Origin of the sequence: Methylomonas sp. MED-D (genome assembly GCF_050276835.1) — a bacterium.
Taxonomy (GTDB): Bacteria; Pseudomonadota; Gammaproteobacteria; order Methylococcales; family Methylomonadaceae; genus Methylomonas; species Methylomonas koyamae_A.
Window position 1 is genome coordinate 1,691,001 of sequence record NZ_CP189965.1, and the last position, 24,413, is coordinate 1,715,413.

A 24,413-nucleotide genomic window follows, 5' to 3' on the forward strand; every position below is an offset into this window, starting at 1 on the left:
CGGGCGGGCGATGCTGGATATCGTGCTGTTCGAACCGGAGATTCCCGCGAACACCGGTAATATTATCCGGCTATGCGCCAATACCGGTGCGCATCTGCACCTGATTCGTCCGCTGGGTTTTGAGCTGGACGACAAGCGCTTGCGCAGAGCCGGTTTGGATTATCATGAGTGGGTCAATATTCGTCAGCACGGCTCGTTGGCCGATTACTTGGAGCGCGGAAAGCCCAAACGTTTGTTCGCGTTTACGACCAAGGGCACCAATGTGTTTAGCCAAGTGGGCTATCAAGCCGGCGATGCCCTGTTGTTCGGGCCGGAAACGCGCGGATTGCCTCAGGAATTCCTGGAGAGTTTGCCGCCCGAGCAAAAGCTCTACTTGCCGATGCGGGCAGAGAGCCGTAGCCTGAATTTATCGAATACTGTCGCCGTGGCTTTGTATGAGGCCTGGCGACAATTGGGCTATCCGGAGGCCTTGCCGAAGGCACGTTGAAACGCCTCCATGTCAACCCTTCGCTAGTGGGCGATTACGGTCCCGGATCCATTCGCTCCACGAGCCGGCATACAGCCGAGAACCGCCTAGTCCGGCGATTTCCATTGCCAACAGGTTGTGGCAAGCGGTCACGCCGGAGCCGCACATATGGACGACTTGTCGGGGCTCGATCGGACCGAGAATATCCTGGAATTGCGCTTTCAGATAATTGGCCGGTAAAAAAAAGCCTTTGCTATCCAGATTGGCCTGAAACGGCCTATTCCGCGCGCCCGGTACATGGCCAGCGACCGGGTCGATCGGTTCCTGCCGGCCCGCGAAGCGCTCAGGGGGTCTAGCGTCGATTAAAACGATTTCATGTTTGGCCAGACCGTCCCGAACCTTGTTCGCATTCAGCCAACGGCTATCGTCAAGATAGCAACGAAACGTGCCGGAAATCGGTTTCGGCAATATCGTCGTTACCGGTTTGCCCAGGCGCCGCCAGTTTCGGTAATCGCCATCCAGCACCGCAACCCGGTCGTGTCCCATTGCGCGCAACAGCCACCACAACCGTCCGGCAAAGGCGCCGGAAGCGTCGTCATAAACCACGACTTGATGGCGGGCACTGACTCCCCAGGCAGTCAGCTTTGCGGTGAGTGCCCGAAAGTCCGGTAATGGATGGCGGCCGGTATAATCTCGGATGGGCGCGGAGAGGTCTTGATTGAGATCCGCATAGCGGGCGCCTGGGATATGATGCTGGCGATAGGCCCGATGTCCAGCTTCCGGCTCGGCCAGCGAGAAGCGGCAGTCGACGATCAGCCAATTCGGGTCGTCTAGGTGGGTGCTTAGGGTGTCGGCCGAGACTAGCGTAGTGCAAGACATCGTTATACCTCCAGGATAATTTTTCCGATATGTTGAGAGCTTTCCATTCTGGCGTGGGCTTCCGCGGCGTTTGCCAGAGGATAGAGTGAATCGATGACGGGTTTGATTCGGCCCGATTCAAGCAAGGGCCAGACTTGGCTCAGCAATTGTTGGGCAATCGCGGCCTTGAATGTATCGTCCCTTGCGCGTAAGGTGGAGCCGGTGATAGTCAGCCGCTTCATTAAGACCGCCGCCAAGTTGATCTCGGCCTTGGCGCCGGTTTGAATCGCGATCTGCAACAGGCGGCCGTCAGGCGCCAGCGCTTTCAGATTACGCGGAAAATAGTCGCCGCCAACGATGTCCAGTACCATGTCCACGCCCCGCCCCACGGTCAATTGCTTGCAGGTCTCGACAAAGTCGTGGTCACGATAATTGATTGCCGCTTCGGCGCCGAGTGTCATGCAAAAATCGCATTTCTCTCGGCTGCCGGCGGTGACGATCACTCTGGCACCAAGCGCACTGGCGAGTTGGATAGCTGTCGTGCCGATGCCGCTGCTACCGCCGTGGACCAATAAACATTCGCCGGAGCATAACTTGGCTCGGTCGAATAGATTGCTCCAGACCGTGAAAAAGGTTTCGGGAATCGCGGCGGCCTGCACATAGTCAAAGCCGGCTGGTATCGGTAGACAACAGATCGCACTGGCTATTGCGTATTCAGCGTAGCCGCCGCCGGTCAACAAGGCGCAAACGCTGTCCCCCGGTTTGGGAGAGACGACGTCCGAGCCGGTTTCAATCACCGTGCCGGCGACTTCCAGGCCTAAAATGGGGGATGCGCTTTCCGGTGGGGGGTATAAGCCGGCGCGCTGCGCGAGATCCGGGCGATTGACGCCGGCGGCGGAGACCTTGATCAGGACTTGGCCGTTGTCTGGCTTGGGCGTCGGCAATTCGGTTAAAGCGAGTTGACGAGCTTCGCCGGGAAGAATGGTGATCGCGCGCATCGGCGTCTGCGGTTGGGGAAGAGTGTCGTATTATATGCGGCCATTTCGAGTATTAGCGGATTTTCAGCGAGATCAACATGATAAAAGCGGGCATCGTAGGCGGCACCGGATATACAGGGGTCGAATTGTTAAGAATCCTGACATTGCATCCCGAGGTCGAGGTCGCGGCGGTGACATCGCGGGCCGATGCGGGCACGCGGGTCGACAAAGTCTATCCTAGTCTGCGCGGCTATTGCGATGTGGTCTTCACGCGACCGGAAATAGAAAACCTTCGCGACTGCGATGTAGTGTTTTTCGCGACGCCAAACGGAATCGCGATGACCATGGCAGAGGCTTTGCTCGCACTGGGCATCAAAGTGATCGATTTATCCGCCGACTTTCGACTGCAGGATAGTGCGGAATGGGAGCATTGGTACGGCGTCGAGCACGCCTGTCCGGAGCTGATCGGCGAAGCAGTTTACGCGCTGCCGGAAGTGAATCGCGCGGCGATACGCGCCGCCAGATTAATTGCCTGTCCGGGTTGTTATCCGACGGCCGTGCAGCTGGGATTTTTGCCGTTGCTGGAGCATGGGCTGGTTGATGTCGGTAATCTGATCGCCGACTGTAAATCCGGCGTTAGCGGTGCCGGTCGCAAGGCCGAGCTGTCCTCGCTGATGAGCGAGGCCGGCGAGAGCTTCAAAGCTTACGGCGTGGCGGGTCATCGGCATTTGCCGGAGATTCGTCAAGGCTTGCGGCGCGCCACGACCGAACGGGTCGGCCTGACCTTCGTACCGCATCTGACGCCGATGATTCGCGGCATACACGCGACCTTGTACGCCAGATTGACCAAGTCGGTCGATTTGCAGAGCCTGTACGAAACTCGGTATCAAGATGAAAAATTTGTCGATGTGCTGCCGGCCGGCAGTCATGCCGATACGCGTAACGTCAGAGGCAGTAATCGCTGCCAGATCGCGGTTCATCAGCCACAGGGTGGCGATGTCGTCGTGATTCTGTCGGTCATCGATAACCTGGTTAAGGGCGCCTCCGGTCAGGCGGTGCAAGCGATGAATTTGACGATGGGTTTGGATGAGTTTATCGGATTGGAGTTGGTGCCGCTTTATCCGTAGTCTGTATGCCATGACAAACAAAAAGGCCCGTCCCAGCGGTTACTGGGGCGGGCCTTTTTGTTTCGGTGCCGAATAGCGATGGACGGGCTTAGGCTATTAGCAAATTTCCGCGAGTGTCTCTCATCCTGGCTCTAAAACCCAGCAAGCCCAGCGCAATCAATAGGGCGCTGGCGGGTTCCGGCACGCTGCCCGTAGTGGTGCTGACGATGCCTGAAACGGCGGACAATTTAAAGTAGTCGTTGCCGAAGCTTAATAATGAAGTCGAATCGCCTTTACCGGTTCCCGCGCTGGTCGTATAAGCGCTGATCAGCCAGTAACTGGAGGACACATTATCGGAATTGATCGCTTTAGCGGTGTTGGTCGAACCCATATTGTAATTACCGATGAAAGACCAACCGGCGCTGAGTAACTGAGCAAAGGTATGGTTGGCGATTGCGGCCGCCGCAGGCAAGGCGCCACCTACTAGAGAACCAGTGTAGGCCAGCACTGAAATGTCGGCATCTCCATTGATGTAGCCAACACTCAGGCTGTCGATATCGACACCGTTGGGGCCAAAATACAGCAACGCCGCGTCGACGTTTCCGTCAGGCGCGTAGTCGGTATATGACGACGCGCTGCCATCATTGTCGAACGCATGGTCCGGCTGGCTGCCGAGTGTTCCGTCGTTACTAGCGGCGGTCGCCCCTAAGCCGTAACCGGAATACAAAGCCAGGGTTGCCGCGGCAAAAGTTGATGCGGGTGTGGCTGAGGTGGACGACGTTGAAAATGCCGATACCGTTAGGTTAGGCGCGCCCGCCGTGGACGATGAGAATGCCTGACTGTTGCCAGAGGTCGGAGAGTAAGTTGGGTAGTTTGCCGTACAGCCATTTAAACAATTCGCAGTATTTAACAAATTCCAGGCGGTAGCGTGCGCGGAAAGTGGCGAAAGAATGAAGGCTGCCAGCACTAAGTATGTTCTAGTCATTTGGGGATCTCCGTATTTAGCAGGTGTGCTCGCCCGGTATTCTCTATAATTTCCGATATAGAAACACTGTACTGAAGGATTAAAGCGGGAAGCGTCAATATTTTTACAGCAAGAAATGTGCGTATATTTGATTTATATGCAATTTCAATTGCTTGGTGTTGCTTTTGAGGGGCGGGGAACTGCGCGTGTAAAATAAGCCGACATGAGGGTTAGCGGTTGAGTTTTTCCAATAAAATCTTTGCTTTGTCGATCCCGTTAAATGATTGGCCACTATTCAAGGCTTCTTGCAACTCGGCCTTGGCTTCGTCATTCCGCTGCAGCATTTCTAACGCCGCAGCAATATGGTAACGAATTTCCGGGTCGCCGGATAAGCGAGAGTGTGCGTCGCGTAGGTAGCGAAGGCCTTTTTCCGGGTTCCCGGTATTGGCCAGAATCCATCCTAATGTGTCGTTTGCCGAAGGATGCTCGGGCGCCAATTTGACGGCGTTTTCCGCTAAAACCAGAGCTTTGGGATTGCCCAGATTGAAGTACACGTATGCGAGATTGTTTAAAAACTGTGGTTCGTCCGGGAATTTTTTCAAGAGCTTATCGTACTGTTTTTCGGCGGCGGCAAATCTGCCGGCACGCATGTTTTCTTCAGCCAACGCAGCCAGCGGTACGCTATCTTCGGGGTGTTTTTCTAACCAGTTGCTCAGTAGACCGTAAGCTTCCGAGTTCCGGTCGGTTTGCTTCAACGCATCGAACAACTTCATCAATACTTGCGAGTTAGGCTCCAGATTGAAGCCTTCCTGAAAGTGCGTTACGGCTAATGCGTAATTTTTGTCATGCATCGCGATATCGCCCAACAAGGTGCGGGCGAAACTTCGGTTTGGGTACTGCTGACGTAAATTTTCGGCGCGGCTAAGCGCAAAAACCGGTTTACCGTAGTTCAGCTCCGTTTCCACCAGCGCGATCTGCGATGGCAGATGTTTAGGGTCGGCCAGGACCGCTTTCTTTAACGTTTTGATGGCTTCATATTGGTCTTCGGCGTCCAATTGACGACGGGCGACTTTGTAGAGCAGTTTCGCGCTCAGTCTGGCTTGATCCGCCATGCGGATGTAAATTGCCAGCGCTCGGTCTCGACTGTTGTTCGCCAGGTAGCAGCGCGCAAGCGCGTCCAGCACTTTATGGTCGTTTTTATCGATGAGTTCGGCGGCTTCGGCGATACTGACGGCTTCCGTGGTTTTGCCAGTGTGTAATTTGACTTCGATCAGCGCCAGTAGAACCGGTATGGACTTTTGATCGACTTTGCGTGCCTTGGCCAGCCAGGACTCCGCGCGTTCGGGATTCCCGGCGGCCAGTTCGATCAGCGCCAACTCCGTCATCAGCGTCACATTATCGGTTTGTTTATTTAGCAGGTTTTCCAGTCTGGATTTTGCAGCATCGAGTTTATTCTCGGCTGCATCCAATCGGCCCAAATTCACATAAGCGGCTACAAAATTAGGTTCCAGTTCGATCGCGCGTTCAAAACTTTGTCTGGCCTGTTTGTATTGTTTCGCGCTGACTTGGGCGGTGCCCATTAAGTTGATCAGTGTAATATTTTTCGGCGCTTGTTCAACCATGGCCTTTGCAACGCGTAGCGCGTTTGCGGATTCGCCCCGGCTGATATAAATCGACACTAAATGGGTTCCGGCCTGAGTATTGCCGGGGTTGTTTTTGAATGACGCTTCCAACTCTTCGGCGGCCATCTGCTCTTGCCCCATCGACAGCAGGTTTAAGCCGATTTCGGTGTGGATTTGCTCACCATCCGCGCTTAAAGCCGAAGCCTTCTCCAACATAGTGCTGGCCAAATCGTGTCTGCCGGTGCGCATATAGGCGCTTCCCAGTAAAAACATCAGGCGATAGTCCCGAGGATTTCTGACTAATACCGGTTTGAGTAGGGTAATCACTTGTTCCGGTTCGTTTTTCGCAAGCAGTGCCGATGCCAGCAATTTATAGCCACCGATTTGTTCCGGAAATTGGCGGACGTACAGCTGCAAATGACTTACTGCGATATCGTAGCGCTGCAGGCCGAAATTTACCAAGCCTGACAACATCAAGGTCTGCGCGTGGGCGGTTACTAGTTCCGGCTTTAGATTGACTAACGTATCCGCCGCGGTATTGAGTTCCTTGACCGATTCGTCGATTCGATTGTTGCGCGCCAGAATGACCGATCTTAGATAGTTGCCTCTTGGGTCGAACGAATAATGTTCCTTGACGTAGTCCAAATCTTGCAGGGCCTGATCGTCACGATGCTGATCCATCAGTATCCCTATGCGGGCCAGGCGGGCGTCAAGATGTTCCGGTTGGGCCGCCAAGGTGGCGTCGTATTCCGTCAACGCCCCATTTAGGTCTCCTTGAGAATGCTTGATCGAGCCTATAACGAAGCGTACGCCGGGATCGTCGGGCTTCATCTGCAGTGCCTTGTCCGTGGCGGTCCGCGCGCCGTCGATATCGCCGCGACGTAATAAGGTATTGGCGCGCCCAATCAGCGAGTCGATTTGTCCCGGATTGATTTGGCTGGCCATATCGTATTCGTTAAGGGCGGCGCTGAGTTCTCCCAATTGCACATAAGCGTGGCCTCGAAACAAGTGAAGGGTGGGTTGCAGATCCCGGCTGAATCGGCTGGGATCGATTTCCTTAATCAATTGATCGTATTTGAGCTGATACAAGTACAACTGCGCCAGTGGCTTAATGAGCAGGGCTTGATCGGCGCCCAATTGCTTGGCCTGAGTCAGTTGTACCTCGGCTTCCGACAGCGACTGTTGTTTGAGGTAGATTTCGCCCAATAAAATATGCGCGGCGACATAGTTGGGGTTTTCTTGCAGCGCATTTTTTAGATCAATGATCGCTTCCGGTAAATTTTGATTCTGCTGTGCCTGAATCGCTTGCTCGTAAAATTGACCGGCTCGAATTTCGTCGGAAATAGCGGCTTGAAACGGCGACAAGGTCGAAGCAAGCAACAACGCGGCGGGAATCCGGCGTAACGGTGGGCGAATTTCGGGCGGATGCTTGTGCATGGCGTTATGACGGTGATTGGTTAGCTCCGATAGCATAGCCTGAAAGAGGTCCCGCCACCAGCCGTATCGCGCGATTGAATCGATACCCGTTCTGTCCAGCTCGCTAGACTGCGGAAGATCGGCGCCAAAATCTTGGCGTTATGATCTAAATATTTGAAAGTATAATGAAATTATTCATGGTCCGGTTTTTGCTGATTGCCTGGCGTAACCACTAGGCGTCAAGATTATGGAGACTTTCAGCTATCACCAACAACGGCAAGCCGAACGTTTGACCGATGCGTTTCGGGCCTTCAATGCCTTGTCCGAAAATCTAGCCCAGTCCTATCACGGGTTGGAAGAGCAAGTGACCGCTCTGAATCGCGAACTGGCGGCGGCGCGCGACGAACGCGTGAACACCTTGATCGAAAAGGAAAGACTGGCCAGCCGTTTGCAACAAATTCTGGCGGCGCTGCCTGCCGCGGTGATCGTGCTGAACCGAGAAGGGGTGGTGATCGATTGCAACGGCTACGCGGTCGATTTCCTCGGCGAGCCCTTATTGGGCGAGAGTTGGTGGCAAGTCGTTGGTCGCAGTCTGCAGCCGGTGTTCGATTCCCCGCACGAGAGGCAACTGCGTGACGGCCGTACCGTCAACATCACCTACAGCGCCTTGGGTAACGGCGCGGAGCAGCTGATTTTATTGTCCGACGTTACCGAATTGCGTTCCCTGCAGAATTTATTGGCCCGTCAAAAGCAATTGAGCGCGATGGGTGAGATGGTGGCCGGATTGGCCCATCAGGTGCGCACACCGCTATCGACCGCCATTCTGTACGCCTCGCAAATCAATACGCCGGGCTTGAGCGGCGACAAGCGCCTGCAATTCTCCGCCAAGATACTGGAACGCCTGCACTATTTGGAAAGGCAGGTTAACGATATGCTGATTTTCGCCAAGCAAGGCCGAATGGCCATGCAGGACTTCGAGTTGCAAACCTTGTGGCTATTGTTGGCGGATAGTGCGGATGCGCTGACTTGCGATTTTACGCTCGAGGACCGATCCGGTATCGCACGTTTGACCGGGAACCAGGATGCATTGCTCGGCGCGTTGCTGAATTTGCTGACCAACGCCGTAGAGGCCGGAGCCCGGTGTGTCATTTTGACCGCGACGGCCGGCGAGGTGGGCGATTTGCTCATCGAAGTGGTCGACGATGGGCAGGGCGTGCCCGAACCGCGCCGGGAGCGCCTGTTCGAACCGTTTTTCACAACTAAGGCTAACGGCACCGGTCTCGGACTGGCGGTTGTCGATAGCGTGGCCAAGGCGCATGGCGGCCGGGCGACTTATCGGCCCTTGCCCGAACGCGGCAGCCGTTTTACGTTAATTTTGCCATCAACCCGTTACGAACCCAGTTTATCGGCCGGTGTCGCCGGCCGCGGAGAATGCTATGAAACCGTGTGACGTATTGATCGTCGAAGACGACCCGGCTTTGGCCGAAGCCTTGTGCGACACGTTGGAACTGGCCGGCTATCAGGTCAAGTCAGCGAAAAACGGCGCCGACGCGTTGGGCTTGTTGTCCCGGCAAACGGCGCGGCTAATCGTCAGCGACGTGCAGATGCCGGTAATGGACGGCTATCAGTTATTGCAAAACCTCCAGCAAAAGCCCGAGGCGCCGCCGGTATTGCTGATGACGGCTTACGGCACGATTCCGAAAGCGGTCGAAGCGATGCAGGCCGGAGCCGCCGATTATCTGATCAAACCCTTCGAAGCCGGGGTTCTGCTCGACAAGGTGGCGGGATTTATTCAAGGTCCGCAACCGCAACAGTGCGAAAGAGTCGTCGCCGACGCATCGATGAAAAAATTGTACGCTCTCGCGGCCAAGGTCGCGAAGACCGATGTGACCATGTTGCTGGAAGGCGAAAGCGGCACCGGCAAGGAAGTGTTGGCGCGGTACATACACCGAAACTCGCACTTTCATCAAGGTCCGTTCGAAGCGATCAACTGCGCGGCAATCCCGGAAAACATGCTGGAGGCGATGTTGTTCGGTTACGAAAAAGGCGCGTTTACCGGCGCGGTGCAGTCGATGCCCGGCAAATTCGAGCTCGCTCACGGCGGCACGTTATTGCTCGATGAAATATCCGAGATGGATTTGGCCTTGCAGGCTAAATTGCTCAGAGTCTTACAGGAAAAAGAAGTTGAACGGCTGGGCAGTCACCGCAAGATTGCACTGAACGTCAGAATTTTGGCGACTACCAACCGGAAATTGAAGTCCTATGTTAACGAGGGCCGGTTTCGCGAGGATCTGTATTTCCGATTGAGCGTATTTCCGTTACGCATCCCTCCCTTGCGCGAGCGTCCCGGCGATGTGCTGCCGCTGGCCTACGAATTGTTGGCGAAACACAGCCCGCATGGTCGGCCGGCCTGCACGATAGAGCCGGAAGCCGCCGTTCGCTTGCAACAATACCGCTGGCCGGGCAACGTGCGCGAACTGGAGAACGTGATACAGCGCGCGCTGATTCTGCAAAACAACGGTCGAATCGGTTGCGCCGAGTTGATATTCGAAGAGGGCTGCGAAATCTTGCCGGAATTGCCGGCCGAACTGCAAAGCCTTGCCTCGCCGAGCGATGGGGCTGCCGAGGCGGCGGGGGCTCTTTGCAGTGCCAGTCTCGATGAAGGCGTGCGTTCGGCCGAGGAAAAGATCATCCTGCAGATGCTGCATGAGGCCAGCGGCAGCCGCAAGGCTACGGCCGAGCGGTTGGGAATCAGCCCGCGCACCTTGCGTTATAAAATTGCCCGGATGAAGGAGGCCGGGGTGTTGGTTCCTTGTTAAAAATTGGCTTGAAATCTGCTTGTCCGATATAAAATCACCAGCGAGTCATTTTTATGTCAGATATGAATATCAACCAAGTCCTGGCTCAAATGCGGACCATGTCCATCGAAGCCGGCGGCAAACCGCCGGTTGGCGACAATTCCGGCGATTTCGCCGCGATGCTGAAGCAATCGATCGATTCGGTGAACCGCACTCAGCAAACCGCCAACGACATGGCGCAATCCTTCGAAATGGGCAAGCCGGACGTTAGTCTGGCCGAGGTGATGATCGCCTCGCAAAAAGCCAGCGTATCGTTCCAGGCCATGCTGCAAGTCCGCAACAAACTGGTCGATGCCTACAAGGACGTTATGGGCATGTCCATGTAAGCTGCTATGCTGTGAGCCATGAGCGAAATAGACCGAAACCTACCGATGGAAAGCGCGTTGCCGATGGTGACGACGGACAAGGGCAGAATGCAGACGGCGTTGAGAAGCCTGAGCAAACTGCCGCTGTCCAACCAATTGGGCTTGATGTTGGGCCTGGCCTTAAGCGTCGCTATTGGGGTTGCCGTCGTGCTCTGGTCGCAGGAGCAACATTACGACTTATTGTTTCCGGCAGTCGCCGAAAAAGATGCCACCGAAATCCTCGATGCGTTGACCAAGCTAGGCGTCGAGTATAAGGTCGAGACCGGTACCGGAACGATCATGGTGCCGGCCGAAAAAGTCCGCGAAGTCAAGCTCAAGCTGGCCGCGCAAGGTCTGCCGCGCAGCACCAGCCTCGGTTACGAGTTGCTCGACAAGGACAACGGTTTCGGCGCCAGCAAAAACGTCGAACAGATGCGCTTTCAGCGGGCCTTGGAAGGCGAGATTGCGTTGACCGTGCAAACCATCCAAAACGTCAAATCCGCCAAGGTGTTGTTGGCGATTCCGGTACAGTCGGTCTTCGTCCGCGAACGTAAAAAACCCAGCGCTTCGGTCGTGGTCGAGCTGTATCAGGGCCGCAGCTTGGAAAAGGAACAAATCGAAGCCATCGTCCACTTGGTATCGTCCAGCGTGCCTTTGATGGAGCCGGGCCAAGTCACCGTCGTCGATCAAAAAGGCCGTTTACTGAACAGCAAGGAAACCTCGGAGGACATGTCTCTATCCAGTAAGCAGTTCGATTACAAGCGCAATCTCGAGGAGCATCTGCGCGGGCGGATCGAGAACATCCTGACGCCGCTGGTTGGCGGCGACGGCATGCGGGCGCAGATTTCCGCCGACGTCGATTTCACGGTGACGGAAAAAACCCAGGAAATGTTCAACCCCGATCTGCCGGCGCTGCGTAGCGAGCAAACCCAGGAAGACAAAAACTCGCAATCCAAGGTACAAGGCGTTCCGGGCGCGTTATCCAACCAGCCGCCGCCGACAGGCGTGGCGCCGGAAGTCGCCAGCGGCCAGGAGAAAACCGAAACCAGCGGAGAAACCGGTTCCACCAGCAAAAGCGCGACCCGCAACTACGAACTCGATAAAACCATTACCCACACGCGGCTCGCGACCGGCGCGTTGCGGCGACTGTCGGTGGCGGTCGTCGTCGATAACAAAAAGGTCGCTCAGGCGGACGGACAATTCGGCCAACTGCCGTATTCCCAGGAAGAACTCAACCAATTACGCGATTTGGTCAAGCAGGCGGTGGGCTTCGACAACAGTCGCGGCGATCAGGTCACTGTCACTAACGTGGCTTTCAAAATGCCGGAAGCGCTGGAAGAAGTGCCCAGCGAACCGTTCTGGCAACAAGCTTGGTTTGGCGGTAGCATGCGGCAATTGGCGGCCGTGCTGGTGGTGCTGATGTTGATTTTGGGTGTGCTGAGGCCGGCGGTGCGGACCTTGATCGCCAAGGAAGCGCAGATCGAAGCGTTGGAAGAGGCCAAGGCCATTGCCGAGGCGTCCGGGGGTATCGTGCGCTTCGACGAAGAAGGCCGGCCGGTGCCGGTCGCCGTCAAGGTCGATGAAGAAACCGGCGAGGTGCGGACGATCACGACCGGCGCCGAGGATTTGTTGCTGCTGGAAGCCCCGCAAAGCTACGAAAAAAGGCTGGAATACGTGCAAAAACTGATAGACGAAGATCCCAAACTGGTCGCCCAAGTCATCAAAACCTGGTTGAAGGACAATGGCTGAGGATCCCAATGACCTATCCCATGCCCAGCGCGCCTCGCTGCTGCTGCTGGCCGTCGGTCAGGACCGGGCGGCGACGGTACTGCGCCACATGGGACCCAAGGAAGTGCAATTGATCGGCTCGACGATGGCGCAACTGGGACCCATCAGCTCGGGGATGGTGGATCAGGTCTTGGAAGAGTTCATTATTCAGATCAAGAACGAAACCGGTCTGGGTTTGGATTCCGACGAATACATCCGGGCGATGCTGACCAACGCATTGGGTGCCGACAAGGCCGGCAGTATCATCGACCGGATTTTGCTGGGCGCCAACAGCAAGGGTATCGAGCAGCTCAAATGGATGGATACCCGCTCGATCGCCGACTTGATCCGTCTCGAACATCCGCAAATCATCTCGATCATTTTGTCCTTGTTGGACGCCGATCAGGCGGCCGATGTGCTGACGATGCTGCCGGAAAACATGCGTTCCGACATTCTGATGCGCATCGCCACGCTGGAAGGCGTGCAGCCCGCAGCATTGCGCGAGCTGGACGACATCATGGAAAAACAATTGACAGGCAGCGAAGGCGTCAAGTCGTCGCAAATCGGCGGTATCGACGCTGCCGCCAATATTCTCAATTTCATCGAAAGCACGGTCAGCGATCCGATGATGCAAGACATCAACGAAGCCAATTCCGATCTGGCTCAACGCATTCAGGACAAAATGTTCGTATTCGGCGATTTGGTCAACGTCGACGACCGCGGCATTCAAACCCTGCTACGCGAAGTTTCCACCGACCAATTGCTGTTGGCTTTGCGCGGCGTGGACGGCGCCTTACGCGACAAGATTTTCGCCAACATGTCCCGCCGCGCGGCGGAAATGCTGCGCGACGACCTCGAAGCCGCGCCGCCGGCTCGCCTCAGCGAAGTCGAAGCCGCGCAAAAAGACATCCTGGCGATCGCCAAACGCTTGTCCGACGCTGGGGAAATTTCGTTAGGCGGCGGCGGCGGCGATGAATTCGTCTAAGGGCAATAAATTCTCCGACGCCGAGCTGCAAGCGCTGAATCGCTGGACCGATTTGCAGGATTTCAGCGCGCCGCGCTCCGAACCCGTCGATGTCAAGGAAGCCACGGAAACCTTGACGGTCGATCAAATCGAAGCGATCCAAAAACAGGCTTACGCGGAAGCCTACGCGCAAGGTCGGCAACAGGGCATGGAAGAAGGGCGCGAGATTGGCTTGGAAGAGGGACGGCGGCAGGGTTACGAAGAAAGCCTGCACTTGCTGCAAAAGCAGGCCGCCGAACTGAATGTGCTGCTCGAAGCCTTGAGCGAGCCGTTTCGAACGCTCGACGCCGCCGTCGAAGAAGAATTGGTCAAACTGGCCTGCGCGATAGCCGGCCAATTAGTCCGCCGCGAACTGAAAACCGAACCCGGCGAAGTCGTCGCGGTGGTGCGCGAAGCCGTCAAGGCCCTGCCGCTAGCCTCGCAAAAAATTACCGTCAATCTGCATCCCGAAGACGCGGCGTTGGTCAGAACCGCGCTGAGTCTGGACGAAAGCATGCCGCCTTGGTGTTTGCGGGAAGACCCCTTGCTTAGCCGCGGCGGTTGTACCGTCGAAACCGAAGTGTCCAGCGTCGATGCCAGCGTCGAAACCCGCTTGGCCGCCGTGATCGCCACGGTCTTGGGCGGCGAACGCCGCCAAGACACTCAGCGATGATTCCCACGCCGGACCGTGGACGGTTGTGGTTGGCACGTTTGCAACCATATCGGCAACGTTTGCTCGAGCCGCCGCCGTTAATCGTCGAAGGCCGCTTGACCCGAATGGTGGGGCTGACTTTGGAAGCCGAGGGTTGCCGAGCCTCGATCGGCTCGCTGTGCCGCGTCGTCACCAAGTCCGGCAAAGTCATTTCCGCCGAAGTCGTCGGCTTTTCCGGAGCCCGCTTGTTTTTGATGCCAACCGGCGATACCCATGGCCTGGAGCCGGGTTGCCGGGTGATTCCGCTCGGGCAGGACAGCCTGGTCGGCGTCGGTTTCGGCTTACTTGGCCGGGTGCTGGACGGCGCCGGTCAGGCGCTGGACAACAAGGGACCTTTGATCACCGATGCCAAGGTCTCGCTATCCGGCGTGCCGATCAATCCGCTGACCCGCAAACCGATCCGCGAAGCCTTGGATGTCGGCGTCAGAGCCATCAACTCAATTCTCAGCGTCGGCCGCGGTCAGCGGATGGGCTTGTTCGCCGGCACCGGTGTCGGTAAGAGCATCCTGCTGGGCATGATGACCAAATTCACCAATGCCGACATCGTCGTCGTTGGCCTGATCGGCGAGCGCGGCCGGGAGGTGAACGAATTTGTGTTGAAGATCCTGGGCGAGGAAGGCTTGAGCCGCGCTGTGGTGGTGGCATCGCCGGCCGACGATTCGCCGCTGATGCGCGTGCACGGCGCGCTATTGGCGACGGCGATCGCCGAATATTTTCGCGACCAGGGCTTGAACGTGCTGCTGTTGATGGATTCCTTGACCCGCTATGCCCAGGCTTACCGCGAAATCGCGCTGGCCATCGACGAGCCGCCGGCCACCAAGGGTTATCCGCCGTCGGTATTCGCCAAATTGCCGCAGTTGGTGGAGCGGGCCGGCAACGGCGACGAAGGTGGCGGCTCGATCACCGCGTTTTACACCGTGCTGGCCGAGGGCGACGACACCAACGACCCGATCGCCGACGCGGCTCGCGGCGTGTTGGACGGGCATATCGTTTTGTCGCGGGCGCTGGCGGACTCGGGCCATTATCCCGCCATCGACGTCGAAGCGTCGGTTAGCCGGGTGATGCCGGATATTGTGGATAACGAGCACATGCGCATGGCTCGCGATTTGCGGCGTTTGTATTCCACTTACCAGCAAAACCGCGACTTGATCAGCGTCGGCGCTTACCGGCCCGGCGCCGATCCGCGCATCGATCAGGCGATCGAGTGCAATCCGGCCATCATGGCGTTTCTGCGGCAGGACATGGACGAATCGGTCGATTTGAGTCGTAGCATCGACGAGCTGGCGCAATTGCTGGGCGGCCGATGAAAAAATCTCAGCGCCTGAATGTCATCGTCGATTTATACGTTCGCCAGGAACGCGAAGCGTTGGAGGCGATGGGCGTCAGCCAGCAACGGCTCGCCGATCAGCAAAACCAGCTCGATCAACTGGTTCAATATCGGCTGGAATATTTGCAGCGTTTCGAGGCACGTCAGCGGGCCGGGATTAACGTTGGTCAGTTGCTGGAGTTTCGAGCGTTCGCCGACAAGCTGGACGGGGCGATCGAAGGTCAGCGCCGCCAGGTGCTGCAATGCGAAAGGGATTTGCAAAAAGCCCGTGGACTTTGGGAACAATGCCATCAGCGCACTAAAAGTTTGAAGCGCGTCAAGGAATTGGCGGCCGTCGACGAAGCGAAAACCGAACAAAAACGCGAGCAAGCCGAGCAAGACGACCGGGCAGCTCGCTCGCGCCGCGACGATGGCACGGGACGTGCTTAGATCGATGATATAGTCCGAGGAGTGGCGCCATGAATATTCAAGGTTTCAATTTGGTTTCGTTGTTGGCCGGCACCGAAAATGCCGCCGGTTTGAACGGTTTGAACGGTTTGAACGGTTTATTTTCCGGCGAAGGCGGTGCGGCCGGGTTTTCCGATACGCTGATGCGGCAGTTGACGGCCTTGCAGCAGGCCATGGCATCCGGCGGCGCAAGCACCGCTGGCGATTTGTCGTTGCCGAGCCAAGTTTCGGGCAGCGAAGGCCAGGTGATCGACGGGCAAACCCTGCAAAACTTTGCCGCGTTATTCGGCAAACGCTTGCCGGCTACCACGGTCGGTCAAGCCGGCGGAGCGGATTCGGCCAAATCCGAAATCGATCTGGACGACACCTTGCAGGCTTTGGCCGAGGTGCTGCAATCGTTGCAAAGCCTTGAGGCCGCTGCGCCGGAAGCCGCTCAAGCAACGCCGGTCGCCGAGATTGACACGTCTACCGAGCAAAGCCACGATTCCGAGATCCGTAACTTGACCGAGCAGTTACAAGCCGCACTGGACGCCGCTGGCGTTACCAAGGTGCCGGCGTCCAAGATGGCGGAGCTTGGTTCTCAAACCTCGGCGGAGGTTTCTACCCAGACCGCCGCGACGGTTTCCGCCCAGACGGATGAGCAAGTGGCCAACGCCTTGCAAACCGCTTCGGCGATAGGTCAGGAACGCCAGCCCGCCAAATTGCAAACCGCGGCCGGCCGGGATGCGTTGCTGGCAACGTTGACCGGTGACGACGCCAAGAATTTGACGGCCTCGGCGGCGACCAGCATCGGTTCCACCGCGGGCTCCGAGGCCGCCACCGGTAACGCCGGCGGGCAGACCGGCAACAACGAGCAAGCGCCCCAGCAACCGTCGTCGGACAGCGGTCTGTCCGCCGTTAAAGTGTCCGCCGAAAGTGGCGATAGCGCCGACAGTCGCTGGTCGCGGGTCGCGGCGGATGTGGGCCAATTGAATAGAGTCGCGGCCAATGCAGGCCCGCAGCCTGAAGCCACTGTGATTGGACGGCCGGTCAACCACCCGGAATGGAATGCCGAGCTCGGTCAGAAATTGTTGTGGATGCACAATCAGGCGGTACCGTCGGCGGAAATTCGCTTGAATCCCGAACATTTAGGACCGATTTCGATCAAGATCGATGTCAATCAAGATCAGGCCAACGTCACGTTCACCACTCAGCACGCGGTGGTCAAGGAGGCGATCGAGGCGGCGATTCCCAAGCTCAGGGAGATGCTGGGCGGTCAAAACTTGAATCTGGCCGATGTCAACGTGTCGCAGCAACAGTCCGAGCAACGCTCGGGCCGCGAGGGTTTTCAAATGGCCGGCGACCAACAGCGCGGGCGGCAGGGTCAAGCTTCCGGGCAGGAGGTGTCGGTTGCCGACCCGATCATCGACGAAATCGAAACCGGGCGAGCGATCGCCAGCAATGGCTTGCTGAGTTTGTTTGCCTAAGCCGATTCGGTAAACCGCTGGTAGAGGATGCGCCAGCAGAGCCGCGAGCAGGGAAGCCTCCCCCTTACTAATTAACCAACGCTGGACCGCGAACTGGTCGTTCCTCGCGGATCTATTCCGATCGCCGCGCCGCCTGATTGCCTATCGAGTGGCCGAGAAAGAAACCGGCGCGCTGCTGGGGCCGGCCAAGCTTTGCTTGATTTTGCGCGCCAGCGCGGCAATCGCGTGCTCGGTGACGCTGGAGTGGTTGCCTTTCAGTTCGATGTCGTAGCGGGCCAGAATTTGCCGGTTGCGAGTATCGACCAGATATGCCCAAAGATAGGACACCAAAAAGCTGGGTTTGCTGTGTTGGGCGACGACGATCCAGTCCGCGCCTTGGGCTTTGCCCAGATCGGCGGCCAGATCCGGATGGTGGAATAAATAGCCGAAGCCGGCGTTCGCCGAGGTCAAGGCCGCGTCCGCGACGCGCTCGCCGAGGTAAGCGCCGTCGCGGGACAGCGCGGCGATCAACAGCGGCGCCATCGACGCGGTACGCTGTTTTTCTTGCGGCGTATTCGGCAGCGACGTAATGTCGTTTAGCTCGAAAGCGGGGATCGCGATGCGCGGCGCGGCCGGGGTTGGGCCGGCGATCAACCCGACTAGAACCAATACTGGTTTCAGCAATGTTTTAGTCATGATTATCTCCTAGTGATCAATTACTTCGGTTGACCCTCGGGCATGAAAATCGGCGATTCGGCAGCAGCTCTAGCCGCGATTGGCGGCATGCCGACATCGGCGGCAGCGCTACCGGCCTCTATTTCCACCCACCGGACGATTTGGCTACCGCCGCCAGCGAGGAGGCGATCGTCTTTCGCGAAGGTGGTGCCAGATTACGCCGCCCGGCCCAGCGGATCAGCCGAGATTTGCCCGGCCGATTCGGGCAATTTGCCCGCCGGGCGGTACTTGCTAGGCAGCTCGGGACGGGCTGCTTACAATGAGGCCATCCGTTTTTCCAGGCATGCTCGATGAATTTGAAGTGGCATTTGTTATCCCGCATCGCCGTCGCGGCGGTACTCTGCTTGTCCGCGATGTCGTATTACGCGTTGCAACGCAGTGCCAAGCAAGTCAATGCGTTAGTCGTCGCGAGCGCCGATTCGCTGGCTCGCCAACTGGATTACCAATTATTGATGGAGCGTTCAGGCTATCCATCGGCAGCCGGGTTTCCGGATTTCGAGTTGTGGAAGCAAACCAGCCGAGTGCCGGGCTTGTGCGTCGGCTTCGAAACACTGGACGGCCGCGTGGTGCGCCATGTCTGCACCGGTGCCGTGTTGGCGGCGGCGCCTTGGCCGGTCTGGTTCGACGTGCTGTACCGGCACGGTTTCGGCGCGGAGCCGGTCGGCCGTCGCGATGTTGGTTTAAACAGCGCCTCGAAAGGCACGGTGGTTGTAGAAGCAGGCGCGGAGTTGACCGTGGCGCGTGCTTGGGCAACCTTGACCGATCTGGCCGAGCTGTCGGCGCTGACAGTGCTGACGATTTCCGGACTGGTCTATCTGGCGGTGGGCCGGGCGCTACGGCCGGCCGGCGACGTGGCGGCCGGTTTGGCGAGACTGGCGCGCGGCGAGCTGGACTATCGCTTGCCGGAATACGCCTTGCTGGAATGGCGTTTGATTGGCGCGGCGATCAACCGCTTGGCGGACAGTCAGCAACGTTTGCTGAGCGAGCGCCAGCGCTTGGCGGCGCGCTTGCTGCAAGTGCAGGAGGATGAGCGCCGTCATCTGGCCCGCGAACTGCACGACGATTTCGGTCAAGCCCTGGCCGCGATAAACGCGGTCAATGCGGCGATCGCCCAAACCGCTCGTCGCGACTGTCCGGAACTGTTGGCCGAAACCGAACGGATTGCTCGCTACACACGGGGGTTACATGACGGATTGCGCGGCTTGACGACCCGGCTGCGGCCGACGGAATTGGACGAGCTGGGGTTGGCGGCCGCGCTGGCTGCCTTGGTACGGTCCTGGCAGCGGCCGGTGGCCAACCACACCCGTTACGCGCTAAAAATAGACGGCGACTGCCAGCGTTTGACGGCGGATGCCGCCACTGCAGTGTATCGCTTGGTGCAAGAGGGTATCAACAATATCGCCAAGCATTCGGGTGCCGGTCAGGCCGAGATTTGCTTGACGATCGCCGAGCGCGCCGAATTGACGATTAGCGACGACGGATGTGCCGAAGGCCTACCGTTTGCGGACGGCCCAGGCATTGGCTTGGTAGGCATGCGCGAGCGGGTGACCGCGCTGGGCGGTCGGTTCGAGTTGGTCGTGCGCCAACCGCGCGGACTGCGGGTGCGGGTCAGTCTGCCCTTGCCGGAACAGGCGGTCGAATGAACGGCGCGGCGATTCGCATCCTGCTGGTCGATGATCACGCCATCGTTCGCGAGGGGTATCGCGCCTTACTGGCCAAGCAGCCCGATATGTTGTTGGTGGCCGAAGCCGGCGATGCGGCGACGGCTTATGGCTTATTCCGGGATGTCGATCCCGACGTGGTCGTCACCGATTGGAGCTTGCCCGGCCAAAGCGGCTTGGAATTGATCGGCCGGATTCGCCAGCGCGATGCCCGCGCCAAAATCCTGGTATTCAGCATGCATCAGAATCCGGCGTTCGCTTGGCAGGCCTGTCGGGCCGGCGCGTTGGGCTATATCGGTAAAAACGAGGACCCGGAAACGCTGTTGCAAGCCATCCGCGATGTGCGGCGGGGCCGTCACGTATTGAGCGGCACCGTGGCCCAAGCGTTGGCGATGGAAAAACTTGGCGGCGAGGGCTGGGCCTTGGAAGTCTTGACACCGCGCGAATTCGAAATTTTGCGTTTATTGGTCGCGGCGCGAACGCCGGCACAGATCGCGAAACTGCTCAATATCAGCGTCAAGACCGTTTGCAATAGCCATTACCTGATCAAGCGTAAATTGGGCGTCGGCAGCGACATCGAGCTGACCCGGCTGGCGATCAAGCTCAATGTTGTCGATTTGCTGGAGTTGACCGACCCCAACGAACCGGAACGCGACACCTAGCGGATTTGGCCCGGTGCGATCAGTCTAGCGCTTGACCGGCTTCGTCGAAGCTCAGTACCGTGATCTCACCGTCCACGTCGGTGATTTCCGCTTGGCTCAACGTGCCGTTACCGTGATAGCTATATTGATGGCGCAGTTCTACGTCGCCGTAAACCAGTTTTTCCAGCAGCAATAGCCGTTCGTCGCCGTCGAAAAAGCCGCGAAAGTAGGTGTTGCGGTTTTCCAGATGGCTTGCGTCGGGCAGTTCGTTAACCAGTTTCAGCGGCAGCTTGACGCCGCTGTAGCTGATGAAATAGCGACAGGCGCAGTTTTCCAATTCCACGGTGGGTTTCCTCGTTATTTTTTGAAAGCCTAATTTCCGCAAGTTTTGTGCCGAAATTAATCCGGCGCATAGACGAGTCCACGCGCTGAGCCGGGTTGGCGGGTGAAACCGCGCTTACGCCAAGGGCTTGATCGTTGAGTTGTCGCTATTCCAACGGTTCTCGCCGGATTAAGCCCGTAAAGTCTGTGGTAAATCGTTCGCGCCGGCCATTGATTGTCGGTTTTGCGACAATCGGCGCTGGCCCAGCCGCGTTGCGTTCGCCGCTAACCAGCGATTTCGGCCGGCGGAGCAGGGTGGCTTCGTTTTTGCTTGATGCTGGTTTTTCACTCGTTCAGCATTTATGAAGTTGTTATTGGACTGGTCGTCCTACCGCAATGCCGGCATGGGCGATGCCTACGCCGACATCCCCAAGCACGGTGCCGATTTTGCCAAGGCGATCGCGGTTTGCATCGGCAGCAAGCAATGCCAGCAGCAGGCCGACAAGGGCGTGATGTGCCCGAGCTTTCGGGTTAGCGGCAATCCGGATTTGTCGCCGGGCGGACGGGTCAAGTTGCTGAAAGCCGCGCTGAACGCCGACGACGCGGAAGCGCTGTTCGATCCTGCCTTGGTCGCCGCGATGGATCTGTGCGTGGCCTGCAAGGGTTGCAGGCGCGAATGCGAAAACGAAGTGGACATGGCGGCGATCAAGGCCGAATTCCTGGCTCAGCAAGCGGCCCGGCGCGGCCTGCCGTTGCGTCGCCAATTGTGGGGGCATCTGCCCAAATTACTGAAGTGGCCGGTGCTGCGTCGGTTGATCGCGTGGCGCAACCGTTCGCCGCTGTTGGCCAAACTGGCGCAATCGGTGTTGGGCATTAGCGCAAAGGCGGAATTGCCGCTGCCGGCTGAGCGCCCATTTCAAGTGCCGCGACAATCCAGTTTGGTTCTGCACCCGGAGTTGAGCGACCGGCAAGTTGTGCTGCTGGTCGATACTTTCAATTACTACTTCAACCCGGCCTCGGCCGAGGCGGCAAAAAATTTGCTAACGGCGGCCGGCTACCACGTCCATGTCGCGGCGGCGTCCCCCACCGACAAAGACCAGCGGCCGCTATGTTGCGGGCGCACCTATTTTTCCAACGGCATGCTCGACCAAGCTCGCGCCGAGGCTCGCCGGATGCTGGCCGCGTTGACCGAGCATATCGACGCCGGCCGCGCCATCGTCGGTCTGGAGCCGTCCTGTATTCTGAGTTTACGCGACGAGTACCTGAAACTGGGTTTGGGCGAATCGGCCCGTAACTTGGCCGAAAAAGTCGTACTGCTGGAAGAGTTTATCGTCCGCGAGCAAAGCGCCAAGCGCTGGAATCTGGTTTTTCAAGCGATCCCGAGTCAACCGCGGGTGCTGCTGCACGGCCATTGCCACCAGAAAGCGGTCGGCTCGATCAAGTCGGTCCGCAAAATTTTAAAGCAAATTCCCGGCTTGTCGTTCGAACTGATCGAGTCGTCCTGTTGCGGCATGGCCGGTAACTTCGGCGTCGAAGCCGAACATTACGACGATGCCCAGGCGATGGCCGAACTGGCCTTGTTCCCGGCGCTACGCGCAGAGTCCGATGCGCTATTGGTCGGCAGCGGATTTTCCTGCCGCGAACAAATTGTTGGCGGCGGCTTCGCCAAGCCGCTGCATTTGGCCGAATTGCTGTGTTTGGCGTTACCCCAACCGGACGGAGAGGCTAGCACCGGTTGAGTGGAGCAGAAGCCGGCTAATGTTTGTGAAAGAGCTTGCTTTCGGGAGATTGAAAAAGGTGGGTGTAAGCGCGGCTTTAACCGCGATCGAAGGCCTTCCGACACAGAGATGTCTCGCTCACCGGTGTTCAGAGTAACCAGCGTTGATTTTGCCTCGACCGCGAGTCCACGCTCGCTAACCCATTTTGTTTTTCGCCGCTTTGATAAGGAATCGTTCGATGAAACTGTCCATAGATAAACCGCATCTTCAGCAACTGTTGACCGCTCACCCGCGCCTGACCGGCTTGAACGAGCAACTGCGTTTCGGCAATAAAGCCCAGGTGTTTTACGATCAACTCAGCGGCGTCGAGATGGAAACGTTGGCTGGCATTTACGCCCAACAAGGCGAGAGTTATCAGCAACAGGCCGCGCTGCTGACGGCGTTGCGGCAAGCCTTAACCGACGATCACCGCCGCTACGGACCGGACGATCTGGAAAAACTGCTGCCGGACATCGCGAGCTACTTGTTGGACGGCGCGATTCACGGCTGGTTGTTTCACGTCGAGCATGGCGGCCGAACCCTGGCTTATTTAGTTACCCGCGTCGATTACACGCCGCCGGGCGAGGAAGAAGCGGGGCGCATCCTGATCGAATTAAAAGCCAACAGCAAGGGCAAGATCGCGATCGAAACTCTGGTAATCCGCGGTAAGGATCTGGACCACAAAACCATTCCGGAAATCTTTGCAGGCAAGGGTTATTTGAAGGAGACCGCCGAGTTGACGGCCAGTTACGATGACGCGGCCGCCCGCTATTTCGATTGGCGCGGCCGCTACGGCGAGCAATTCTCCGGTTGGGGTACCGGCATCTACGCCGAAGACCCGACCGCCAGCCACCGCAGCAACGACTGGACCCGCAAAAATACCGTGGTGCTGTCGTCCGGCGGCGGCGCGTGCCGGCTGGTCAACGACGAAAATATCCTCAGCGACCGGGTGCTGACGCTGGAAGCCTCCGGCGACATCTTCGGCACCTATTTGCGCAAGGCTGGCAAAAGCATGCGCTACGACAGCAAGACCGAGAGCCAGATGGAGCAAGCTAAGGCCGAGGTCGGCAAGGGCTTGTTCACCGAACTGCCGGTACACGGCTACATCCTGCTGTTTCATCTGGAGTTGCACCACCACGTCTGGGTCCATGTCGACGATATGCAGCCCTACGTCTACCAGCCGGAACTGAAACAAAAGCTGATCCTGCCGCCCGAGCAAACCGATTTGATCGACATCTTGACCGCCGAAATGGACATGCTGATGGACGACATCGTCGAAGGCAAATCCGGCGGCACCACGGTGCTGTGCGCCGGGCCGGCCGGGGTCGGCAAGACCCTGACCGCCGAGGTGTATTCGGAAATCATCAAGCGGCCGTTGTACCGGGTGCATTCCGGCCAGCTCGGCTTGAACGTCGCCGAAATGGAGAAAACCCTGAAGGAAACCTTGATCCGCGCTCAGCGCTGGGGCGCGGTGATGCTGATCGACGAGGCCGACGTGTACATTAAAAAGCGCGCCGACAACCTGGCCTCCAATGCCGTGGTCGGCGTGTTCCTGCGGGTGCTGGAATACTTCAACGGCCTGCTGTTTCTGACCACCAACCGGGTCGACGACATCGACGAAGCCATTATTTCCCGCTGCATCGCGATGATCCGTTATCACTCGCCCAATAGCGCCGACCGCCGCAAAATCTGGAAGGTGATGACCGAACAGTTCTCGCTGCCGATCTCGGACGAACTGATCGAGCAACTGGTGGACTTGTTCCCCGGCGCCTCCGGCCGCGATATCAAGGGCCTGACCAAGCTGGTTGCCAAGTTCTGCACGCAAAAACAACTGGCGCCGACCTTGGATGTATTTATTCGCTGCTCGGTGTTTAGAGGCTTGGAGTTAGTCGGGGAGGCGGCTTGAAACGCTGAACAGGATACTGGCCCGAAACGCCATCGGCGAAACAGATCGGAGACTTAGCGGTCGGCGGTGGCGTGATCCAA

21 protein-coding genes are annotated in these 24,413 nt (G+C 57.9%); 15 read left to right on the top strand and 6 right to left on the bottom strand.

Going from position 1 to position 24,413, the window contains the following annotated elements; translation table 11 throughout:
- Positions 1 to 10 precede the first annotated feature (10 nt).
- Entirely contained in the window at positions 11 to 487 is a 477-nt protein-coding gene (trmL, locus tag ACQE3E_RS07515; protein WP_281022730.1) for a tRNA (uridine(34)/cytosine(34)/5-carboxymethylaminomethyluridine(34)-2'-O)-methyltransferase TrmL, read from the top strand.
- Between the two features lie 12 nt (positions 488 to 499).
- Here the strand turns inward: trmL and ACQE3E_RS07520 are convergent, their stop codons facing one another.
- Together ACQE3E_RS07520 and ACQE3E_RS07525 are read right to left on the bottom strand one after the other, a co-directional pair.
- On the bottom strand, positions 500 to 1,345 hold the full coding sequence (locus ACQE3E_RS07520) for a sulfurtransferase (protein ID WP_313728540.1): 846 nt from the start codon (positions 1,343 to 1,345) through the stop codon (positions 500 to 502).
- A gap of 2 nt (positions 1,346 to 1,347) precedes the next feature.
- Positions 1,348 to 2,322: an NAD(P)H-quinone oxidoreductase gene (locus tag ACQE3E_RS07525; protein ID WP_313728539.1), complete on the bottom strand. Its 975-nt coding sequence runs from the start codon at positions 2,320 to 2,322 to the stop codon at positions 1,348 to 1,350.
- A gap of 77 nt (positions 2,323 to 2,399) precedes the next feature.
- Between ACQE3E_RS07525 and argC the strand changes: the two genes are divergently transcribed.
- On the top strand, positions 2,400 to 3,428 hold the full coding sequence (argC, locus tag ACQE3E_RS07530; protein ID WP_313728538.1) for an N-acetyl-gamma-glutamyl-phosphate reductase: 1,029 nt from the start codon (positions 2,400 to 2,402) through the stop codon (positions 3,426 to 3,428).
- An 88-nt stretch (positions 3,429 to 3,516) separates the two neighbouring features.
- On the opposite strand, the gene xdp1 is transcribed toward argC, so the two are convergent.
- Together xdp1 and prsT are read right to left on the bottom strand one after the other, a co-directional pair.
- On the bottom strand, positions 3,517 to 4,374 hold the full coding sequence (gene xdp1, locus ACQE3E_RS07535; protein ID WP_168032983.1) for an exosortase-dependent surface protein XDP1: 858 nt from the start codon (positions 4,372 to 4,374) through the stop codon (positions 3,517 to 3,519).
- A 227-nt stretch (positions 4,375 to 4,601) separates the two neighbouring features.
- On the bottom strand, positions 4,602 to 7,430 hold the full coding sequence (prsT, locus tag ACQE3E_RS07540; RefSeq protein WP_313728537.1) for an XrtA/PEP-CTERM system TPR-repeat protein PrsT: 2,829 nt from the start codon (positions 7,428 to 7,430) through the stop codon (positions 4,602 to 4,604).
- A 226-nt stretch (positions 7,431 to 7,656) separates the two neighbouring features.
- On the opposite strand from prsT, the gene ACQE3E_RS07545 reads away from it, so the two are divergent.
- Genes ACQE3E_RS07545 through ACQE3E_RS07585 form a run of 9 tightly spaced genes read left to right on the top strand, consistent with a single transcriptional unit; the run spans position 7,657 to position 17,333 of the window.
- On the top strand, positions 7,657 to 8,859 hold the full coding sequence (locus ACQE3E_RS07545; RefSeq protein ID WP_427501433.1) for a sensor histidine kinase: 1,203 nt from the start codon (positions 7,657 to 7,659) through the stop codon (positions 8,857 to 8,859).
- Positions 8,846 to 10,228 (top strand): sigma-54-dependent transcriptional regulator, encoded by a 1,383-nt coding sequence (locus ACQE3E_RS07550; protein WP_313728535.1) that lies wholly within the window; start codon positions 8,846 to 8,848, stop codon positions 10,226 to 10,228. The genes ACQE3E_RS07545 and ACQE3E_RS07550 overlap by 14 nt, the downstream gene beginning before the upstream one ends.
- A gap of 53 nt (positions 10,229 to 10,281) precedes the next feature.
- The gene (fliE, locus tag ACQE3E_RS07555; protein ID WP_064030358.1) at positions 10,282 to 10,593 is read left to right on the top strand and encodes a flagellar hook-basal body complex protein FliE; all 312 of its coding nucleotides are present in this window, start codon (positions 10,282 to 10,284) and stop codon (positions 10,591 to 10,593) included.
- An 18-nt stretch (positions 10,594 to 10,611) separates the two neighbouring features.
- The gene (gene fliF / locus ACQE3E_RS07560; RefSeq protein ID WP_139306178.1) at positions 10,612 to 12,360 is read left to right on the top strand and encodes a flagellar basal-body MS-ring/collar protein FliF; all 1,749 of its coding nucleotides are present in this window, start codon (positions 10,612 to 10,614) and stop codon (positions 12,358 to 12,360) included.
- A complete protein-coding gene (fliG, locus tag ACQE3E_RS07565) occupies positions 12,353 to 13,363 on the top strand; it encodes a flagellar motor switch protein FliG (protein WP_064030356.1) in 1,011 nt (336 codons plus the stop codon). Before fliF ends, fliG begins: the two co-directional genes overlap by 8 nt.
- Complete coding sequence (locus ACQE3E_RS07570; protein ID WP_168032993.1) at positions 13,350 to 14,054, top strand: flagellar assembly protein FliH; 705 nt, start codon at positions 13,350 to 13,352, stop codon at positions 14,052 to 14,054. Before fliG ends, ACQE3E_RS07570 begins: the two co-directional genes overlap by 14 nt.
- Positions 14,051 to 15,400, top strand: coding sequence for a flagellar protein export ATPase FliI (gene fliI / locus ACQE3E_RS07575; protein ID WP_427501434.1), 1,350 nt, complete (start codon positions 14,051 to 14,053; stop codon positions 15,398 to 15,400). The genes ACQE3E_RS07570 and fliI overlap by 4 nt, the downstream gene beginning before the upstream one ends.
- A complete protein-coding gene (gene fliJ, locus ACQE3E_RS07580; RefSeq protein WP_071157127.1) occupies positions 15,397 to 15,849 on the top strand; it encodes a flagellar export protein FliJ in 453 nt (150 codons plus the stop codon). The genes fliI and fliJ overlap by 4 nt, the downstream gene beginning before the upstream one ends.
- 29 nt (positions 15,850 to 15,878) lie before the next feature.
- Positions 15,879 to 17,333, top strand: coding sequence for a flagellar hook-length control protein FliK (locus ACQE3E_RS07585; protein WP_313728534.1), 1,455 nt, complete (start codon positions 15,879 to 15,881; stop codon positions 17,331 to 17,333).
- Positions 17,334 to 17,474: 141 nt separating this feature from the next.
- Here ACQE3E_RS07585 and ACQE3E_RS07590 read toward each other — a convergent pair whose 3' ends face one another.
- The gene (locus tag ACQE3E_RS07590) at positions 17,475 to 18,008 is read right to left on the bottom strand and encodes a DUF2380 domain-containing protein (protein ID WP_313728533.1); all 534 of its coding nucleotides are present in this window, start codon (positions 18,006 to 18,008) and stop codon (positions 17,475 to 17,477) included.
- A gap of 329 nt (positions 18,009 to 18,337) precedes the next feature.
- On the opposite strand from ACQE3E_RS07590, the gene ACQE3E_RS07595 reads away from it, so the two are divergent.
- Entirely contained in the window at positions 18,338 to 19,690 is a 1,353-nt protein-coding gene (locus ACQE3E_RS07595; protein WP_313728532.1) for a histidine kinase, read from the top strand.
- A complete protein-coding gene (locus tag ACQE3E_RS07600) occupies positions 19,687 to 20,370 on the top strand; it encodes a response regulator transcription factor (RefSeq protein WP_313728531.1) in 684 nt (227 codons plus the stop codon). The genes ACQE3E_RS07595 and ACQE3E_RS07600 overlap by 4 nt, the downstream gene beginning before the upstream one ends.
- A gap of 19 nt (positions 20,371 to 20,389) precedes the next feature.
- Here the strand turns inward: ACQE3E_RS07600 and ACQE3E_RS07605 are convergent, their stop codons facing one another.
- Positions 20,390 to 20,692, bottom strand: a complete 303-nt coding sequence (locus ACQE3E_RS07605; RefSeq protein ID WP_071157137.1) for a DUF6156 family protein — start codon at positions 20,690 to 20,692, stop codon at positions 20,390 to 20,392.
- Between the two features lie 340 nt (positions 20,693 to 21,032).
- On the opposite strand from ACQE3E_RS07605, the gene ACQE3E_RS07610 reads away from it, so the two are divergent.
- Together ACQE3E_RS07610 and ACQE3E_RS07615 are read left to right on the top strand one after the other, a co-directional pair.
- Positions 21,033 to 22,409: a (Fe-S)-binding protein gene (locus ACQE3E_RS07610; protein WP_313728530.1), complete on the top strand. Its 1,377-nt coding sequence runs from the start codon at positions 21,033 to 21,035 to the stop codon at positions 22,407 to 22,409.
- 217 nt (positions 22,410 to 22,626) lie between these two features.
- Positions 22,627 to 24,333 (top strand): ATP-binding protein, encoded by a 1,707-nt coding sequence (locus ACQE3E_RS07615; protein ID WP_313728529.1) that lies wholly within the window; start codon positions 22,627 to 22,629, stop codon positions 24,331 to 24,333.
- Positions 24,334 to 24,413: the final 80 nt, after the last annotated feature.

What these genes read in the sequence shown, in the direction of transcription:
- ACQE3E_RS07545 (WP_427501433.1), top strand. Translation starts at nt 7,657, where the DNA reads ATGGAGACTTTCAGCTATCACCAACAACGGCAAGCCGAACGTTTGACC.
- fliE (WP_064030358.1), top strand. Translation starts at nt 10,282, where the DNA reads ATGTCAGATATGAATATCAACCAAGTCCTGGCTCAAATGCGGACCATG.
- ACQE3E_RS07520 (WP_313728540.1), bottom strand. Translation starts at nt 1,345, where the DNA reads ATGTCTTGCACTACGCTAGTCTCGGCCGACACCCTAAGCACCCACCTA.
- ACQE3E_RS07550 (WP_313728535.1), top strand. Translation starts at nt 8,846, where the DNA reads ATGAAACCGTGTGACGTATTGATCGTCGAAGACGACCCGGCTTTGGCC.
- ACQE3E_RS07590 (WP_313728533.1), bottom strand. Translation starts at nt 18,008, where the DNA reads ATGACTAAAACATTGCTGAAACCAGTATTGGTTCTAGTCGGGTTGATC.
- prsT (WP_313728537.1), bottom strand. Translation starts at nt 7,430, where the DNA reads ATGCACAAGCATCCGCCCGAAATTCGCCCACCGTTACGCCGGATTCCC.
- ACQE3E_RS07600 (WP_313728531.1), top strand. Translation starts at nt 19,687, where the DNA reads ATGAACGGCGCGGCGATTCGCATCCTGCTGGTCGATGATCACGCCATC.
- argC (WP_313728538.1), top strand. Translation starts at nt 2,400, where the DNA reads ATGATAAAAGCGGGCATCGTAGGCGGCACCGGATATACAGGGGTCGAA.
- ACQE3E_RS07595 (WP_313728532.1), top strand. Translation starts at nt 18,338, where the DNA reads ATGAATTTGAAGTGGCATTTGTTATCCCGCATCGCCGTCGCGGCGGTA.
- fliF (WP_139306178.1), top strand. Translation starts at nt 10,612, where the DNA reads ATGAGCGAAATAGACCGAAACCTACCGATGGAAAGCGCGTTGCCGATG.
- fliJ (WP_071157127.1), top strand. Translation starts at nt 15,397, where the DNA reads ATGAAAAAATCTCAGCGCCTGAATGTCATCGTCGATTTATACGTTCGC.
- fliI (WP_427501434.1), top strand. Translation starts at nt 14,051, where the DNA reads ATGATTCCCACGCCGGACCGTGGACGGTTGTGGTTGGCACGTTTGCAA.
- ACQE3E_RS07525 (WP_313728539.1), bottom strand. Translation starts at nt 2,322, where the DNA reads ATGCGCGCGATCACCATTCTTCCCGGCGAAGCTCGTCAACTCGCTTTA.
- ACQE3E_RS07585 (WP_313728534.1), top strand. Translation starts at nt 15,879, where the DNA reads ATGAATATTCAAGGTTTCAATTTGGTTTCGTTGTTGGCCGGCACCGAA.
- ACQE3E_RS07610 (WP_313728530.1), top strand. Translation starts at nt 21,033, where the DNA reads ATGAAGTTGTTATTGGACTGGTCGTCCTACCGCAATGCCGGCATGGGC.
- trmL (WP_281022730.1), top strand. Translation starts at nt 11, where the DNA reads ATGCTGGATATCGTGCTGTTCGAACCGGAGATTCCCGCGAACACCGGT.
- ACQE3E_RS07570 (WP_168032993.1), top strand. Translation starts at nt 13,350, where the DNA reads ATGAATTCGTCTAAGGGCAATAAATTCTCCGACGCCGAGCTGCAAGCG.
- ACQE3E_RS07615 (WP_313728529.1), top strand. Translation starts at nt 22,627, where the DNA reads ATGAAACTGTCCATAGATAAACCGCATCTTCAGCAACTGTTGACCGCT.
- fliG (WP_064030356.1), top strand. Translation starts at nt 12,353, where the DNA reads ATGGCTGAGGATCCCAATGACCTATCCCATGCCCAGCGCGCCTCGCTG.